Annotated in this window: 15 protein-coding genes; 4 read left to right on the top strand and 11 right to left on the bottom strand. The window is 56.3% G+C overall.

Annotation, left to right across the window (positions count from 1 at the left end):
• Positions 1 to 32: 32 nt before the first annotated feature.
• Genes lolE through lolC form a run of 3 tightly spaced genes read right to left on the bottom strand, consistent with a single transcriptional unit; the run spans position 33 to position 3170 of the window.
• Positions 33 to 1277 (bottom strand): lipoprotein-releasing ABC transporter permease subunit LolE, encoded by a 1245-nt coding sequence (gene lolE, locus SK50_RS11125; RefSeq protein ID WP_017384711.1) that lies wholly within the window; start codon positions 1275 to 1277, stop codon positions 33 to 35.
• Positions 1277 to 1978 carry a lipoprotein-releasing ABC transporter ATP-binding protein LolD gene (gene lolD / locus SK50_RS11120; RefSeq protein WP_017693629.1) on the bottom strand — a complete coding sequence of 234 codons (702 nt, stop codon included), beginning with the start codon at positions 1976 to 1978 and terminating at the stop codon, positions 1277 to 1279. The genes lolE and lolD overlap by 1 nt, the downstream gene beginning before the upstream one ends.
• The gene (lolC, locus tag SK50_RS11115; protein WP_017384712.1) at positions 1971 to 3170 is read right to left on the bottom strand and encodes a lipoprotein-releasing ABC transporter permease subunit LolC; all 1200 of its coding nucleotides are present in this window, start codon (positions 3168 to 3170) and stop codon (positions 1971 to 1973) included. The genes lolD and lolC overlap by 8 nt, the downstream gene beginning before the upstream one ends.
• Before the next feature lie 256 nt (positions 3171 to 3426).
• Between lolC and SK50_RS11110 the strand changes: the two genes are divergently transcribed.
• The 3 genes from SK50_RS11110 to SK50_RS11100 all read left to right on the top strand — a co-directional run bounded on the left by SK50_RS11110 (position 3427) and on the right by SK50_RS11100 (position 9625).
• Positions 3427 to 4500, top strand: coding sequence for an acyltransferase family protein (locus SK50_RS11110; RefSeq protein WP_040117497.1), 1074 nt, complete (start codon positions 3427 to 3429; stop codon positions 4498 to 4500).
• A gap of 567 nt (positions 4501 to 5067) precedes the next feature.
• The gene (mfd, locus tag SK50_RS11105) at positions 5068 to 8514 is read left to right on the top strand and encodes a transcription-repair coupling factor (protein ID WP_045615711.1); all 3447 of its coding nucleotides are present in this window, start codon (positions 5068 to 5070) and stop codon (positions 8512 to 8514) included.
• Positions 8515 to 8659: 145 nt separating this feature from the next.
• Complete coding sequence (locus SK50_RS11100) at positions 8660 to 9625, top strand: L,D-transpeptidase LdtC (RefSeq protein ID WP_045344111.1); 966 nt, start codon at positions 8660 to 8662, stop codon at positions 9623 to 9625.
• Positions 9626 to 9702: 77 nt separating this feature from the next.
• On the opposite strand, the gene bhsA is transcribed toward SK50_RS11100, so the two are convergent.
• Positions 9703 to 9960: a multiple stress resistance protein BhsA gene (gene bhsA, locus SK50_RS11095; RefSeq protein WP_048229409.1), complete on the bottom strand. Its 258-nt coding sequence runs from the start codon at positions 9958 to 9960 to the stop codon at positions 9703 to 9705.
• A gap of 245 nt (positions 9961 to 10205) precedes the next feature.
• Between bhsA and SK50_RS11090 the strand changes: the two genes are divergently transcribed.
• The gene (locus SK50_RS11090; protein WP_015570813.1) at positions 10206 to 10841 is read left to right on the top strand and encodes a TetR/AcrR family transcriptional regulator; all 636 of its coding nucleotides are present in this window, start codon (positions 10206 to 10208) and stop codon (positions 10839 to 10841) included.
• Between the two features lie 60 nt (positions 10842 to 10901).
• Here SK50_RS11090 and SK50_RS11085 read toward each other — a convergent pair whose 3' ends face one another.
• The 7 genes from SK50_RS11085 to SK50_RS11055 form a co-directional block, all read right to left on the bottom strand.
• Positions 10902 to 11441 (bottom strand): glycine zipper 2TM domain-containing protein, encoded by a 540-nt coding sequence (locus SK50_RS11085; RefSeq protein ID WP_017384715.1) that lies wholly within the window; start codon positions 11439 to 11441, stop codon positions 10902 to 10904.
• Between the two features lie 193 nt (positions 11442 to 11634).
• Complete coding sequence (locus SK50_RS11080) at positions 11635 to 12939, bottom strand: NAD(P)/FAD-dependent oxidoreductase (RefSeq protein WP_017693633.1); 1305 nt, start codon at positions 12937 to 12939, stop codon at positions 11635 to 11637.
• A 236-nt stretch (positions 12940 to 13175) separates the two neighbouring features.
• Complete coding sequence (ycfP, locus tag SK50_RS11075) at positions 13176 to 13718, bottom strand: alpha/beta hydrolase YcfP (protein ID WP_006809239.1); 543 nt, start codon at positions 13716 to 13718, stop codon at positions 13176 to 13178.
• Positions 13719 to 13749: 31 nt separating this feature from the next.
• The gene (gene nagZ, locus SK50_RS11070; RefSeq protein ID WP_003857934.1) at positions 13750 to 14775 is read right to left on the bottom strand and encodes a beta-N-acetylhexosaminidase; all 1026 of its coding nucleotides are present in this window, start codon (positions 14773 to 14775) and stop codon (positions 13750 to 13752) included.
• Positions 14776 to 14786: 11 nt separating this feature from the next.
• Positions 14787 to 15611, bottom strand: a complete 825-nt coding sequence (thiK, locus tag SK50_RS11065; protein ID WP_017384718.1) for a thiamine kinase — start codon at positions 15609 to 15611, stop codon at positions 14787 to 14789.
• Complete coding sequence (lpoB, locus tag SK50_RS11060; RefSeq protein ID WP_085939398.1) at positions 15592 to 16236, bottom strand: penicillin-binding protein activator LpoB; 645 nt, start codon at positions 16234 to 16236, stop codon at positions 15592 to 15594. The genes thiK and lpoB overlap by 20 nt, the downstream gene beginning before the upstream one ends.
• A 13-nt stretch (positions 16237 to 16249) precedes the next feature.
• Positions 16250 to 16624 (bottom strand): YcfL family putative periplasmic lipoprotein, encoded by a 375-nt coding sequence (locus SK50_RS11055; protein ID WP_003857939.1) that lies wholly within the window; start codon positions 16622 to 16624, stop codon positions 16250 to 16252.

Here is a 16624-nt window from a genome sequence, read left to right as displayed (position 1 = left end):
AGCGGCCAAAAGACCGCTAAACCATGACGAAATTACTGGCCACTTAATACCCTCGCCGGATCAATTCGGCTTGCGCGACGCGCCGGATACCAGCTTGCCAGCAGACTCAGTAAAAGTGCTGTAACCAGCACATAAATAACGTCCAGCCAGTGCAGTTCAGACGGCAGGAAGTCAATAAAATAGATATCGCCTGACAGGAACTGATGGCCAATAAGCGCTTCAATCCCGTTGATAATCGGCGTCAGCTGAAGGGAAACCACCACGCCGATCGCCACGCCGCAGAGGCTGCCAAACAGCCCCGCCAGCAAACCGTACCAGACGAAGATGGCGCGAATAAGACCGTCTTTCGCCCCTAAGGTACGCAGCACGGCGATGTCGCCGCTCTTATCCTTAACGGCCATGACCAGCGTCGAGACGATATTAAAACACGCCACCCCAATCACCAGCACCATCGCCAGATACATAATCGCGCGGATCATCTGGATATCACGGTACATATACCCGTAAGTGCCGATCCAGCTTTTGATGTAGACATAGTTATTGGTCACGCTGCCAGCGTCACGCACCAGTTTATTGGCGTTGAAGACGTCGTTAACCTTAATGGCAATGCCCGTCACGCTGTCGCTCATATCCAGATACTGGCGCGCATCTTCCAGCGGCACCATCGCGAAGCTGTGGTCGAGCTGGCCGCTCAGTTGCAAAATACCGGTGACGTGCAGACGTACGCGCTTAGGCTGCTGCAATTTGTGATCAGCGCTGGCGTTCGGGATCATGATCGAGACCCAGTCGCCCTGCTTCACCTTCAGCGCATCGGCAACGCCTTTGCCCATGATGATCTGCTGCTCGCCAGCCTTAAAGTTTGCCCATGCGCCATTTTGCACATAGCGCGGCAGCGCGCTCAGACGCTCTTCCTGACGAGGATTTACCCCTTTCACCTGAATGGCGCGCAGGTTTACCCCGCTCTCTACCAGCCCGGTAAAGTTGATGTAAGGTGCAGCCGCCGCAATGCCGGGCACCTTTTCCACTTTGTTAAGGGCATCACGCCAGCTGGACCACGGCTGGTTAACCGGCTCGATTTCACCGTGGGGGACAACGGCCAGAATGCGGTTATTCAGTTCACGCTCAAAGCCGTTCATAGCGCTTAAGCCCACGATCAGCACCGCCACGCCCAGGGCGATACCGATGGTGGAGATCACGGAGATAAGGGATACCATCCCGCTCCGGCGACGACCGCGGCTAAAGCGTAACCCGATGAGTAACGATAACGGTGAAGCCATTACTCCGCTCCCATCAGCGTCAGTTCAGCATTCAAACGACCGTCGCGCATTTCCAGCTGACGCCCCATCCGCTTAGCCAGTTGTAAATCGTGGGTGACCACCAGAAACGCGGTTCCCTGCGCGGCGTTCAGTTCGCCGAGAAGCTGGAAAATGCTGTCTGCGTTACGCGCATCGAGGTTACCTGTCGGTTCATCCGCCAGCACCAGGCGCGGGTTGTTGACCAGCGCACGGGCGATGGCCACACGCTGACGCTCGCCGCCGGAAAGCTCAGACGGACGGTGATTCCCGCGATGATCCAGCCCTACCGCTTTTAGCATGTCGCTGGCGCGGGCATTAATTTCCGCGGGTTTCTTTTTACCAATCAGCAGCGGCATTGCGACGTTTTCCAGCGCCGTAAAGTCCGGCAGCAGATGGTGGAACTGATAGATAAAGCCCAGCTCGCGGTTACGCAGCTCGGCTTTCGCCGTAGACGACATTTTACTCAGCGGCTGCCCGGAGAAGATCACATCGCCTTCGGTTGGCGTGTCCAGCCCGCCAAGCAGATGCAGCAACGTACTTTTACCGGAACCGGAGCTGCCGACAATCGCCATCATTTCGCCTTCACCCACGCTAAAACTCACATTGTGCAACACGTCGGTCTGCACAGTGCCTTCCTGATAGCGTTTGGACAGGTTGTCGCACTGCAACAGGATCTTATTCATAACGTAAAGCCTCAGCGGGTTGAGTGGCGGCAGCCCGCCAGGAAGGATAAAGCGTAGAAAGCAGCGCAATGGCCATCGCGGCCAGCGCAATACCGACCACCTGGAGCGGCTCGATAGCCACCGGCAGCGCCGCGCCATCAAGCAGCGCGCCGATAATCGGCATGAGATTGTTGAGCTGGCTGGCGAGCAGCGCCCCCAGCGCCGCGCCGAGCAGCGCGCCAATGATGCCAGCGCTGGCACCCTGGACCATAAATACCGCCATGATCTGGCGCGGAGTCAGCCCCTGGGTTTGCAGAATGGCGACTTCGCCTTGCTTCTCCATCACCATCAGCCCGAGCGAGGTGATGATATTAAACGCGGCAACGGCCACGATCAGGCTCAGCAGCAGCCCCATCATGTTTTTCTCCATGCGCACGGCCTGGAACAGTTCGCCCTTCCGGTCGCGCCAGTCCTGCCATTTCGTCCCTTCCGGTAGCGTCTGCTGGCTAAGGGTATCCACCTTCAGCGGCGCATCAAGCCACAGACGCCAGCCGGTGATATTTCCCGCCGGGTAGCGCATCAGACGCGAGGCGTCCTGAATGTTCACCAGCATCTGGTAACCATCAACTTCGCTGTTCGCCGCAAACGTGCCAATCACGTTGAACAGACGCTGGCTTGGCAGACGCCCCATCGGCGTAAACTGACTGGCTGACGGCACCATCACACGCAGCTGATCGCCACGGTTGACCCCGAGCTGCCCGGCAAGCTGCTCGCCGAGGATGACGTTGTATTTACCCGCTTCCAGGTCGGTTTGTTTCACATTGACCAGGAACGGCGTCAGCGGATCTTTTTGCGCCGGATCGATACCCAGCATCACCCCGACCGCCACGCTACGGGCGCTTTGCAGCACCACATCGCCCGTCGTGAGCGGCGCAACGCGCGTGACACCCTGTAACTTCACCGCGCTTTCCGGCAGCTGTTGCGGATTAACGGAACCCTGAGTGGAAGAGAGAACGGCCTGCGGCATCAGCCCCAGGATATTGTTTTGCAGCTCGCGCTCGAAGCCGTTCATGACGGAAAGCACCGTCACCAGTGCCATCACGCCAAGCGTAATGCCAATAGTCGAAAGCCAGGAGACAAAGCGACCGAAGCGGTCCGCGGCGCGCCCACGCATGTAACGTAAGCCTATAAAGAGTGCGACAGGTTGATACATGAAATCCGTCTGTTTGCTGATAGCAGACCCACGAGTATATAAGCGAATCCGCTAAGCGTAAATGACTGAAACCGTAAGATTCGGTAATCATTTTTCCGAAAAATTCAGATAAATCATCATGCTACTGACTGAACTTCCGCCAGACAGCCTCCACCTTTTCCGAAAATCGTCCTGATACAGACTGTTACCCATTACATCAGGGTTTCATTTTACAACAATCGTCCTTTCGTTTATGGCAACAAGGTCGTCACGCACAATGAAACAAAAAGCATTATGGATTAACCAGATAAAAGGTCTGTGCATCTGCCTGGTGGTGATTTACCACTCGGTGATCACCTTTTATCCTCACCTGGACGGGCTACAGCATCCGTTATCGAGCCTGCTCGCCAAATGCTGGGTCTACTTTAATCTTTACCTTGCCCCGTTCCGTATGCCGGTGTTTTTCTTTATCTCCGGCTATTTGATCCGTCGATATATTGACGAGGTGAACTGGCGCACCAGTCTCGACAAGCGGATCTGGAGCATTGTCTGGGTTTTGGCCCTGTGGGGCGTCCTGCAATGGCAGGCGCTGACTCATCTGAATGCCTGGCTCGCCCCCGAGCGAGAGCTGGCGACAGCATCTAATGCGGCCTACGCCGATTCCGTTTCAGGGTTTATACGGGGAATGCTCACGGCCAGCACCAGCCTGTGGTATTTGTACGCCTTAGTGGTCTACTTTACGCTCTGTAAGCTGCTGAGCCGCTGGAAACTGCCGATGCTGGGGCTTCTGGCGCTGGCAAGCATCGCCATCAACTTCCTGCCGTTACCGTGGTGGGGAATGAACAGCGTGGTGCGCAACATGGTCTACTACAGCCTCGGCGCATGGTACGGCGCGCAGTTGATGGCGTGGATGAAAGGGATGAATTTGCGCCGCAGCTGGCTGATCCTCATCGCCTCTGGTGCGGTGTCGGTGGTGCTGTGGTTCGCTAATGTCCCTCTGCCGCTCTCTCTGCTGTCAATCGTGGTTATCATGAAGCTCTTTTACAGCTTCGAGCAGCGTTATGCCGTTCATCCCAATAACCTGCTGAACGTCATCGGTTCAAACACCATCGCGATTTATACCACCCACCGCATTTTAATTGAGGCGTTTAGCCTGCTCATGATCCGCGAAATGAATGCGGCGTACTGGCCGATCTGGGCGGAGTTAACGCTGATTCTGGTCTACCCGTTTATCAGCCTGCTCGTCTGCACGCTGGTTGGGCTGGGGGCACGTAAGCTCTCGACCGCCCTCTTTGGCGATCTTTTCTTCTCCCCTCCCGCGCGGCTTTCGCCCGTGCCCACGACCCGCTAACTAACCCTGTCCCATACGGGCTACAAAATAAGGCCTGCACAGACGGCTCCCTCTCCCTATGGGAGAGGGCTGGGGTGAGGGTGAACATACAGCTGTGGTGCTCGTTCCGTTCACCTTATGTTCCTTGCTATTCTATAACCGCACGAGCGGTGAACGTGCCAGGGTGGCTCAGTCGCCACCACCCTGGCAACCCGGGCTCCCGGCGGTAAATCGTCGCTTCGCGATACCCTCGGCTTATTCCTTCCGGCTATCGGGTCGGGCATGAGCCTGCATCCATGCAGGCCACGCCCTCTCGGCGCATCCCTGCGCCTCGCCCCGGCCTTCAGGAAACGCCTCAGCGATTTACAGCCGGACCAGGGCATCGCTGAAAGCCCTCAGTTAGTCTGAAGACAACGTTATTGCTTCTGCTTTCAAATTACTGAGGAACCCTCTACCCATCCGGGGGCACTTTCCCTCTTGTGCGGTTACGATTTGCTTATGTAAAACGATCGAGGATAATAAAGACATTGCGTATCAGTGATATGCCCCAATACTGTTGGTATATCCCCAAGAGACTCTGACATAGCCATGCCTGAACACTATCGTTACTCCTTGCCTGTCAAAGCGGGCGACCAGCGCCAGCTGGGCGAACTCACGGGCGCGGCCTGCGCCACCCTGGTGGCGGAAATTGCTGAGCGGCATCCAGGGCCGGTGGTGCTGGTTGCCCCGGACATGCAAAACGCCCTGCGCCTGCACGACGAAATTCGTCAGTTCACCGACAGTCTGGTATTCAGCCTGGCCGACTGGGAAACGCTTCCCTACGACAGTTTTTCTCCGCACCAGGAGATCATCTCCTCGCGCCTGTCGACGCTGTATCAGCTTCCCACCATGCAGCGCGGCGTGCTGATTGTGCCGGTGAATACCCTGATGCAGCGCGTCTGTCCGCACAGCTATTTGCACGGCCATGCGCTGGTGATGAAAAAAGGCCAACGCCTGTCGCGCGATGCCCTGCGCGTGCAGCTGGACGGAGCCGGCTATCGACATGTCGACCAGGTGATGGAGCACGGCGAATATGCGACGCGCGGTGCGCTGCTGGATCTCTATCCGATGGGCAGCGATCGGCCATATCGTCTGGATTTCTTTGATGATGAGATCGACAGCCTGCGCGTGTTCGACGCTGACACCCAGCGCACGCTGGAGGAAGTGGACTCCATTAACCTACTGCCCGCCCATGAGTTCCCGACGGATAAAACCGCCATCGAGCTGTTCCGCAGCCAGTGGCGCGACAGGTTCGACGTGAAGCGCGATGCCGAACATATCTACCAGCAAGTCAGCAAGGGCACCCTTCCGGCCGGGATCGAGTACTGGCAGCCCCTGTTCTTTAACGAACCGCTGCCGGCGCTGTTCAGCTACTTCCCGGCGAATACGCTGATTGTTAACACCGGGGATATCGACGCCAGTGCCAGCCGCTTTGAAAGCGAAACGCGCGCCCGCTTTGAAAACCGGGGCGTTGACCCGATGCGTCCGCTGCTGCCGCCGGAAATGCTGTGGCTACGTACCGACGAGCTCAACGCCGAGCTGAAACGCTGGCCGCGCATGCAGCTCAAAACCGACGCGCTTGCCGAGAAGGCGGCGAACACCAATCTCGCGTTCCGGACGCTGCCTGATCTGGCCGTCCAGGCGCAGCAGAAATCCCCCCTTGATAATCTGCGCAAGTTTCTTGAGTCCTTCACCGGGCCGGTGGTCTTCTCCGTTGAAAGTGAGGGTCGCCGTGAAGCGCTGGGCGAACTGCTGGGACGGATCAAAGTTGCGCCGAAGCGCATTCTTCGCCTGAGCGAAGCGACCGGAAATGGCCGTTACCTGATGATCGGCGCCGCCGAGCACGGATTCATTGATACGCTCAATAACCTGGCGTTGATTTGTGAAAGCGACCTGCTGGGCGAGCGCGTCGCGCGCCGTCGTCAGGACAGCCGTCGCACCATCAACCCAGACACCCTGATCCGTAACCTGGCCGAACTGCACCCCGGTCAGCCGATCGTTCACCTTGAACACGGGGTGGGTCGCTATCAGGGGATGACCACCCTCGAAGCAGGCGGCATCAAAGGTGAATACCTGATGCTGTCCTACGCCAACGACGCCAAACTGTACGTGCCGGTGTCGTCCCTGCACCTGATCAGTCGCTACGCCGGGGGCGCGGAAGACAACGCGCCGCTGCATAAGCTGGGCGGCGATGCCTGGGCGCGCGCGCGCCAGAAGGCAGCGGAAAAAGTACGCGACGTGGCCGCCGAGCTGCTGGATATTTACGCCCAGCGTGCGGCCAAAGAGGGCTATGCGTTTAAGCATGATAAAGAGCAGTATCAGCTGTTCTGCGACAGCTTCCCGTTTGAAACTACGCCGGATCAGGCCCAGGCCATTAACGCCGTGCTGAGCGACATGTGCCAGCCGCTGGCCATGGACCGCTTGGTCTGCGGTGACGTGGGCTTCGGCAAAACCGAAGTGGCGATGCGTGCCGCCTTTTTGGCGGTGGAAAACAACAAGCAGGTGGCGGTGCTGGTGCCGACTACCCTCCTCGCCCAGCAGCACTTCGACAACTTCCGCGACCGCTTCGCCAACTGGCCGGTGCGCATTGAGATGCTGTCGCGTTTTCGCAGCGCCAAAGAGCAGACGCAAATCCTGGAACAGGCAAGCGAAGGCAAAATTGATATTCTGATCGGCACTCACAAGCTGCTGCAAAGCGACGTGAATTGGAAAGATCTGGGGCTGCTGATCGTGGATGAAGAGCACCGCTTCGGGGTGCGCCATAAAGAGCGCATCAAAGCGATGCGCGCCGACGTCGACATTCTGACCCTGACCGCAACGCCGATCCCGCGCACCCTGAACATGGCGATGAGCGGCATGCGCGATCTGTCGATAATCGCCACCCCACCGGCGCGCCGTCTGGCGGTGAAAACCTTTGTTCGCGAGTACGACAATCTGGTGGTGCGCGAGGCGATCCTGCGCGAAGTGCTGCGCGGCGGCCAGGTGTATTACCTTTATAACGACGTCGAAAATATTCAGAAAGCCGCCGACAGGCTGGCAGAGCTGGTACCGGAAGCGCGCATCGCCATTGGTCACGGCCAGATGCGCGAGCGCGAGCTGGAGCGGGTGATGAACGATTTCCACCACCAGCGTTTCAACGTGCTGGTGTGTACCACCATCATTGAGACCGGGATCGACATTCCGACGGCGAACACCATCATCATCGAACGTGCGGATCACTTCGGCCTGGCCCAGCTGCACCAGCTGCGCGGGCGCGTCGGGCGCTCGCACCATCAGGCCTACGCCTGGCTGCTGACGCCGCATCCGAAGGCGATGACCACCGACGCGCAAAAGCGTCTGGAAGCTATCGCCTCGCTGGAAGATCTGGGTGCTGGCTTTGCGCTGGCGACCCACGACCTGGAGATCCGCGGCGCCGGTGAGCTGCTGGGTGAAGACCAGAGCGGCTCCATGGAAACCATCGGTTTCTCGCTGTATATGGAGCTGCTGGAAAATGCCGTCGACGCGCTTAAAACCGGACGTGAACCGTCTCTGGAAGATCTCACCAGCCAGCAGACCGAAGTGGAACTGCGCATGCCTTCTCTGCTGCCGGATGATTTTATTCCTGACGTGAATACCCGTCTGTCGTTCTACAAACGCATTGCCAGCGCGAAAAGCGAAGGCGAGCTGGAAGAGATCAAAGTCGAACTGATTGACCGTTTTGGGATATTGCCCGATGCGGCGCGTAACCTGCTGGATATTGCCCGCCTGCGTCAGCAGGCGCAGAAGCTGGGCATTCGCAAGCTTGAAGGCAATGAGAAAGGCGGCGTCATTGAGTTTGCCGAGAAGAACCACGTCGATCCGATGTGGCTGATTGGCCTCCTGCAAAAACAGCCGCAGCATTTCCGTCTTGATGGCCCGACGCGTCTGAAATTCACTCAGGATCTGACGGAACGTAAAACCCGCATGGACTGGGTGCGTAACTTTATGCGTCAGCTGGAAGAGAACGCCATCGCATAACGGTATCCCCCGCCAGCGCCCGGCTGGCGGGGGGACAATTTACAAACTCTTTGCACTTCGCCCGAACTTCCCGACTATACATTCGCCATAATTATCATTAACGCCTTATAAAACAATAACCTTATCATTTGTATGGATTATGATAATGATGATTTCTTCGCATTTTACCCGCTGGTTAACTCTGTTTGCGCTGGCCGCGACGGTTGCCGTCGCGCTCCCTGCTCGCGCAAATACCTGGCCTCTTCCGCCTGCCGGCAGCAACGTCGTAGGTGAAAACCGCTTTCACGTGGTTGAAAACGATGGCGGTTCGCTGGAAGCGATTGCCAAAAAATATAACGTCGGGTTCCTGGCGCTGTTGCAGGCCAACCCGGGCGTAGATCCATACGTGCCCCGGGCAGGCAGCGTACTGACGATTCCGCTGCAAACCATCCTGCCGGACGCGCCGCGTCAGGGCATTGTGATTAACCTCGCCGAGCTGCGTCTGTATTACTACCCGCCGGGCAAGAACGAAGTGGCCGTCTACCCTATCGGCATTGGTCAGCTGGGGGGCGATACGCTCACGCCTACCATGGTCACCACCGTCTCTGATAAGCGCGCTAATCCTACCTGGACCCCGACGGCAAACATTCGCGCCCGTTATAAAGCTCAAGGTATCGACCTTCCTGCCGTGGTGCCTGCTGGCCCGGATAATCCGATGGGGCACCATGCGATTCGCCTGGCGGCATACGGTGGGGTTTATCTTCTGCACGGAACGAATGCGGATTTCGGGATCGGGATGCGCGTCAGCTCCGGCTGCATTCGCCTGCGCGATGACGATATCAAAACGCTCTACCGCGTGATCGCCCCTGGCACGAAAGTGAATATCATTAATACGCCGGTTAAAGTGTCTGAAGAGCCGGGTGGCGTCCGTCTGGTTGAGATCCACCAGCCGCTATCGAAAAACATCAATGACGATCCGCAGACGCTGCCGATTAATCTGAATGCCTCGATGGTGAGCTTTAAAACGAATGCCAATACCGATGGCGCGGTGATGGAGCGGGCGATGGAAGCGCGCTCGGGGATGCCAACCGATGTCACGCGGCATCATGAGGTTGCTCAGCAATCAATGTAAAGCAGTAATAACGACAAACGCCCTGCATCAGCAGGGCGTTTTTTATTGCAGTGGCATAACGGAGGGTTGCGTTACGCTTATTTGTAGATAACAGCGGTACCGTGCAGGGTGTTAGGACCGGTCACAGAGGTGATGCGGAATGATTTCGCACCCATTTCGTCAGCTTTTTGTACCAGCTGATCTTCCAGAGAGCCCAGATTAGTCCCGGCAGTGGCAGAGATGGTACCGACTTTCTGCTGGTCTGCTGGCGTGGATTGCACTTCAACAGCAGCGAAGCTTGCGAAAGAGAGTGAGCTCAGAACGGCGGCAGCGATGAGGGTTTTAACGTTTTTCATGATTTTATACCTTTAGGCAGATGATGTAGTGGTCGTTAGTTATTTAGTTAACGATCGATAGGTAAATGATAGATGTGATCCAGGTCACACGTCAACCCATTTTTATAATGGTCGTTAAATTAATTTCATTTGCCTTATATTTCATAAAGATAAAATTAAATTATTTTTCAGAAATCACCGCTGGTCGTTGCAGACGTTTATTTTTATAATGACTATTCAACAAAACAACAGAGGACCAACGGCACATGACAACCGATGTCACGCGTTGCGCGAAGAAAAGCCGTGGCCGACCAAAAGTGTTCGACAGGGATGCGGCGCTCGATAAGGCCATGACGCTCTTCTGGCAGCATGGGTATGAAGCCACGTCGCTTTCCGATCTCGTGGAAGCAACGGGCGCGAAAGCCCCTACCCTGTACGCAGAGTTCACCAACAAAGAAGGCTTATTCCGGGCCGTTCTGGACAGATACATCGCGCGCTTCGCGGCAAAACATGAAGCCCAGCTGTTCTGCGAAGAAAAAACGGTTGAGCAGGCATTGCAGGATTATTTCACGGCAATCGCGACCTGCTATACCAGCAAGGACACGCCTGCGGGCTGTTTTATGATCAACACCTCCGCGACCCTCGCGGCATCGTCTAAAGAGATTGCCAACACGGTCAAATCGCGACATGCGATGCAGGAGGAGACGCTCAGCACGTTTCTGGCTCAGCGTCAGCAGCGCGGCGAAATACCGGCGCATTGCCGTCCGCAGGAGCTTTCCCAGTATCTGAGCTGTATTTTACAGGGGATGTCCATCAGCGCCCGTGAAGGCGCGACGCTGGAAAAATTGCAGGGGATTACGCAAACAACGCTGCGCCTGTGGCCTGAACTTCTTAAACTCTGACGCAAAAAAAAAGCTCCTCAGCCTGAGCGCATGAGGAGCTAAGTTCAGAGAACATCTTTTTTACACTTTGTTATTCAGTATCAGCTGACCGTTGCTGTCGAGAGGGATCTGCGTGCCAGGATCTTTATCCATGCGGATTTTGCCCTGCTGATCGCCAATTTTGTAGGTTACGTCGTAGCCCAACATTTTTTCAGACTTGTCATACACGGTTTTACAGCGCTGCTGCGTTGTGGTGTAGGTATCATTTTCCTGCATCGCGCCCTGTACCTGGTTACCGGCATAACCGCCACCCAGCGCACCAACCACCGTCGCGACATCCTTACCACGGCCGCCACCAAACTGATGACCAATCACCCCACCAGCAACCGCGCCCAGCACGGAGCCAGCGATACGGTTTTCATCCTGAACCGGACGACGGTGGGTGACAGAAACATTACGGCACTCCTGACGAGGCGTCTTGACCGTCTCTTTGATCGGTGTAGCGGAAACCACCTGCGCATACTGCGGGCCACGATCAAGTACGTTCAGACTGGCAACGGCAGCCACACCTAACGCAGCTGCGACGCCAATCCCTATACCCGCCAACATTGATTTATTCACGGGACTTCCTCCTTTGTTGCAATTGGTAGCAATTTTGCAGCGCAATAAACGCTTCGCCAATAAGATAAAGGATCAAAATCAGGGCTGTTGACCGGGACAACGTGGGTTTAAGAGAACTCTTAAGCGTCAGGAGGGAAATGCACAGCATGATGTGCTAAGAATTCCCTCCGGAGGGCCCGGAGGGAGAGAGAAATTAGTGCAGCTTCAGGCGTGGACGGATCACGCGGTTGATGCGGCCAACCAGCATCATCAGGCCGGTTTTGAAGTAGCCGTGCAGCGCAATCTGGTGCATACGGTACAGAGAAATGTACACGAAGCGGGCGATGCGCCCTTCCACCATCATGGAGCCGCGCATCAGGTTACCCATCAGGCTGCCCACGGTGGAGAAGTTTGAGAGCGACACCAGAGAGCCGTGGTCTTTGTAGACATAGGCTTTCATCGGTTTGCCTTTCATCTGCGCCAGGATGTTATGCAGCACGAGGCTTGCCATCTGGTGCGCGGCCTGGGCGCGAGGCGGTACAAATCCGCCTTCCGGACGTGCGCAGGAGGCACAGTCGCCAATGGCGAAGATGTCCGGATCGCGCGTGGTTTGCAGCGTCGGCTCTGTCACCAGCTGGTTAATGCGGTTCGTCTCCAGCCCACCGATATCTTTCATGAAATCAGGCGCTTTGATCCCCGCAGCCCAAACCATCAGGTCGGCCTGGATATATTCGCCGTCTTTGGTATGCAGGCCGCCCTCATCCGCGCTGGTCACCATGGTCTGGGTCAGCACGCGCACGCCCAGTTTGGTCAGCTCGTTGTGCGCCGCGCCGGAAATACGCGGCGGCAGCGCAGGCAGAATACGTTCACCTGCTTCCACCAGCGTCACATTCAGCGCTTCGTTAGTCAGCCCTTTGTAGCCGTAGCTGTGCAGCTGTTTGACCGCATTGTGCAACTCCGCCGATAATTCAACGCCCGTTGCGCCGCCGCCCACGATAGCAATGTTGACCTTGCCGTTAGCACCCATGTTATTGGTGTACTTCAGGAACAGGTTAAGCATCTCCTGATGGAAACGACGCGCCTGATGCGGGTTATCCAGGAAGATGCAGTGCTCTTTTACGCCTGGGGTGTTGAAATCATTGGAGGTACTGCCCAGGGCCATCACCAGCGTGTCATAGGCCAGCTTGCGCTCAGGAACCAGCAACTCGCCTTTATCATCACGCAGCTCAGCCAGCGTGATGGTTTTGTTTTCACGATTGATATCCACCACCGAACCCAGCTGGAACTGGAAGTGGTGGTTACGCGCATGCGCCAGATAGCTCAGCGCATCCACGCCCTCATCCAGTGACCCGGTCGCCACTTCGTGCAGTAACGGCTTCCACAGATGACTGTGGTTACGATCCACCAGCGTGATTTTGGCTTTCTTACCGCGACCCAGCTTCTTACCCAGCTGTGTCGCCAGCTCCAGTCCGCCAGCACCACCGCCGACAATCACTATCTTTTTCAATGGCGTAGTCAACGTGACCCCCTCAAATTATTAACCAATTGTTAATTAAAAGTTATATAAATAACCCTTAATTAACAACAGGTTACTGCGCTGAAACCATTCAGATTCATTGAGAATAGCACGTCAGGCGCATTGGTCATACCAAAATTGATATGTATCAAGTTTTGATGGTTTAAAAGTAGACAACTCTGACAAAAAAGAGGCCCGGTACGCTTTCACGTACCGGGCCTTTATCAGGTTCAGGGAGATCAGCCCAGCGTTTTAAAGGCTTTAATACGCTGCAAGTGCGGGGAAATGTTTTTGAACTTGTGGGTCTGCTCTTCGTCCCAGACAATTTCGTAGTAATGGTGCAGAAGCTCGGCGGCGCGGGAGCTGTTCAGCGCTTCATCGTTGCGGGAAAGGATCACCAGACACCGATCGCGGTTCTTTTCACGGAAATTGCTCACGCATTTAGTTGCGATGTCGGCGTACTCCTCCGGGCGATCGATTTTGCCTTCCATGTTTTCGTTCGGAAAGAGGTTAGGATTAAAAATGACCTGACGGATATCGCACAAAAAACCGATGCGCTCTGCCCAGTATCCTCCTAACCCCACGCCGCAGATCAGCGGGCGATCGTCGATATTGAGCTGCAACATTTTATCCACTTCTTTAAGCAGATGCTGCATGTCATGCTTCGGATGACGTGTGCTGTAACTGATCAGCCGGACATCCGGATCGATAAACTGCAATTGCAGCACTTTCTCATGATTACCAGGACTGTTTGAGTCAAAACCGTGTAAATAAATGATCATCGTCTCACCACGCTACGCCTTCCGGGATGAATTAAAGGGCTGCTTTATGTGCCTGCCAGCGCTCGTTCAGGGCTTCAAGCCGGGCGTTTACCGTTTTCCAGCGCGCCGAGTCCATCAGCTCCTGACGACTAAATGAACCTTTATGATACAATTGTGTAACACGTTCAGCATTGATCGGCGACAGGTTATCCAGCACGCTCACCGCCCCTTTACGATTATTGCAGACGAGGATCATATCGCAACCCGCATCCAGCGAAGCCTGCCCACGTTCGGCATAGCTACCCATAATTGCCGCCCCCTCCATGGATAAATCGTCAGAGAAAATTACGCCATTGAAGCCTAATTCCTGACGCAGTACGGTTTTCAGCCAGTGCGGAGAGCCGCTGGCCGGACGAGGATCGACCTCACTGTAGATGACGTGCGCAGGCATGATGGCATCCAGCTTGTTATCAGCGATCAGCGAGCGGAAAACCGACATGTCTTTAGCGCGAATGTCTGCTTCCGGGCGCGGATCGCGCGGGGTTTCTTTATGGGAATCCGCCGTCACCGCCCCGTGGCCCGGGAAATGTTTGCCGGTGGTTTTCATGCCCGCAGCATGCATACCGTCAATAAAGCGCGTCGCCATTGCCAGCGCAATACGCGGATCGTCATGATACGAACGCTCACCAATTGCCGCGCTAATGTGTCCTACGTCCAGCACCGGGGCGAAGCTGATGTCGATATCCATGGCGATCATCTCGCTGGCCATCAGCCAGCCGGCGTCCTGCGCCAGTTGACCGCCCTCTTCGATCCCCAGCAGCGCAGCAAAAGATTGCGCGGCGGGTAAACGGGTAAACCCTTCGCGGAAACGCTGCACACGCCCACCTTCCTGGTCTACGGCCACCACCAGGTGATTGCGCGACGCCGCACGGATCTGGCGAACCAGCTCACGCAACTGCTCCGGATCATGATAATTGCGGGTGAAAAGAATCAGCCCCCCTACCAGCGGATGCGCCAGAATTTCGCGCTCTTCCGCATCCAGCTCAAACCCTTCGACATCCAACATTACTGGACCCACACCTACCTCTCTTATCCTTTCGTTTGTAACTGACGCCAGGCATCATTTGCCAGCGCAATAAATTGTTTGTCATCTGTCTGCTGAAGGCGCATTTCAAACCATCCCGCCATCAGCATCAACACCCACGGACGCCAGCGCGCGACCTGCCGCGCAAGGGTGAGCGCATTGATGTTGGCGTTTCGGGCATAGGCGGTTATCAGCTGCTCGCGCGACGCCTCATCAGGCATCCAGACCGCAGCGAGTTCGAGCGCCACGTCACCGTCTCCGGCATATTCCCAGTCGATAAGTTTCTCGCCTGCCGTGGTATGAACGATATTACCCGCGTGGACATCCATATGCAGCGGCGCCAGACGTAACGCCTGCGGCTCTCCCGCTCTGCGTAGCCGCTTAAGCTGCGCCAGCCAGTAGGGCGTGCGTCGTCCAGGCGCAGCCTGCTGCCAGTAGTGATCCAGCAAAGGAAGTAACGTTACCCGCCAGCCCAGACGCGGCTGGCGATGCAGATGATACAGCATGGCTGCAAGCGCAGGCGTATCGGGAAGCTCGCTTTTGATCTCACCCGCAATAAACGCCACCGCCATCCAGTCTCTGATAAAGAGATGAGGTTGTGGCGCAAGGTCGGCGGGCAGGCGCTTCAGGGCGCGGAACTGGCGACGAAAATGGGAGGCAGGCGCGGCGGCATCGTGATGCTGACGTAAAACCAGCCGATGGTCGCCACGCTCAATAATGCAACTCGCGCCGCCAAGCCCGGCGGGGGCTTGCGGCGCGATAACACGGTACTGAGGGAAATAACGCGTCAGGACGTCATGACGCGTGCGCTTATTGTTGCGTAACGGCACCTTTACCTGACCAGATAATTTCGCCGGTCTGAACCAGCATTAACTGCATCTGCAACGACGGCGTGTTCACGTTGCCTGTCGCGTTAGAATAAAGGACATACTGCGCGCCAACGTTGCGGGCAATACCCATCGCTTTACTGCGCGAACCCAGGCTGTCCTGAGGCGACAGACCAAGCTGCTGCTTGGCGACCGCGAGCTGCTGAGCTGAGACCAGCGTAAATTTACCGTTGTTTGCCAGCGCGTTGCGCAGGGTTTCCGTCGCTTCTCCCGCATTCAGGGAACCGTTTGTACGGTTGTTCACGCTGTCCACCAGCAGCACGCTACCGGGCGTAACGCCCTGTGCCTGCAACATTTTGCCCACCATCGGCTGCATTGCGCCGTTCCAGTCATAGTGGCGTACTCGCGGCGCAGGCTGTGCGGTGTCGTCCGGATGTTCGATCGGGCCAGGCTGCGCCGGAATGGTCGGTACAGACGGCACGGTTGGAACAGGCTGCGCTGGCGTTGTTGGCTGTTCCGTTCCCGGCTTCGCCTGATCTACCGGTGCTGGTTCTTCCGTTCGCGTCACACAACCCGCCAGAAAGAGTGCAAAAGCACTCAGGAGCGCATAACGGCTCATTGTTTTAATCAAGGTTCACTCCTTACAAATAAAGATAAAGTCTCACCTTATGTGCACCCAGATAGCTGGCGCTGCCGTAGAGCGTGACTGACGATCTTGCCGGGATAGTCACGCTGCGCGGCGCCTCAAGCGGGTGCATCTCAAGACCTCTCACGTCATACCAGTAGAAGCGATAATGCACCGTCACTGGCTCTTGCCTTTCGTTATAGAGCGTAGAGGAGGCTGAAGACTGGATTTCGCTTATGGTCAGCGAAGGTTTCTCCGCCGTGATGCCCGCAGCAAGCACTGAGGACTCCATCACCAGCGTCTGTTCTTCACTGACCGGGATGGCGGGACGCGCGCTGCACCCAACCATTACCAGCGTCACGATCAGCGCTGCAATACGCCCAGTTAACAT

Origin of the sequence: Enterobacter sp. BWH64 (genome assembly GCF_001037645.1) — a bacterium.
GTDB classification, from domain to species: Bacteria; Pseudomonadota; Gammaproteobacteria; order Enterobacterales; family Enterobacteriaceae; genus Enterobacter; species Enterobacter hormaechei_C.
Note: the sequence above shows the minus strand (reverse complement) of the source record. Positions and strands in the feature narration are given on the sequence as shown.

Excerpts from the sequence above, each read along its gene's own strand:
- lolE (WP_017384711.1), bottom strand. The coding sequence starts at position 1,277 with ATGGCTTCACCGTTATCGTTACTCATCGGGTTACGCTTTAGCCGCGGT.
- lolD (WP_017693629.1), bottom strand. The coding sequence starts at position 1,978 with ATGAATAAGATCCTGTTGCAGTGCGACAACCTGTCCAAACGCTATCAG.
- lolC (WP_017384712.1), bottom strand. The coding sequence starts at position 3,170 with ATGTATCAACCTGTCGCACTCTTTATAGGCTTACGTTACATGCGTGGG.
- SK50_RS11110 (WP_040117497.1), top strand. The coding sequence starts at position 3,427 with ATGAAACAAAAAGCATTATGGATTAACCAGATAAAAGGTCTGTGCATC.
- mfd (WP_045615711.1), top strand. The coding sequence starts at position 5,068 with ATGCCTGAACACTATCGTTACTCCTTGCCTGTCAAAGCGGGCGACCAG.
- SK50_RS11100 (WP_045344111.1), top strand. The coding sequence starts at position 8,660 with ATGATGATTTCTTCGCATTTTACCCGCTGGTTAACTCTGTTTGCGCTG.
- bhsA (WP_048229409.1), bottom strand. The coding sequence starts at position 9,960 with ATGAAAAACGTTAAAACCCTCATCGCTGCCGCCGTTCTGAGCTCACTC.
- SK50_RS11090 (WP_015570813.1), top strand. The coding sequence starts at position 10,206 with ATGACAACCGATGTCACGCGTTGCGCGAAGAAAAGCCGTGGCCGACCA.
- ycfP (WP_006809239.1), bottom strand. The coding sequence starts at position 13,718 with ATGATCATTTATTTACACGGTTTTGACTCAAACAGTCCTGGTAATCAT.
- SK50_RS11055 (WP_003857939.1), bottom strand. The coding sequence starts at position 16,624 with ATGTTAACTGGGCGTATTGCAGCGCTGATCGTGACGCTGGTAATGGTT.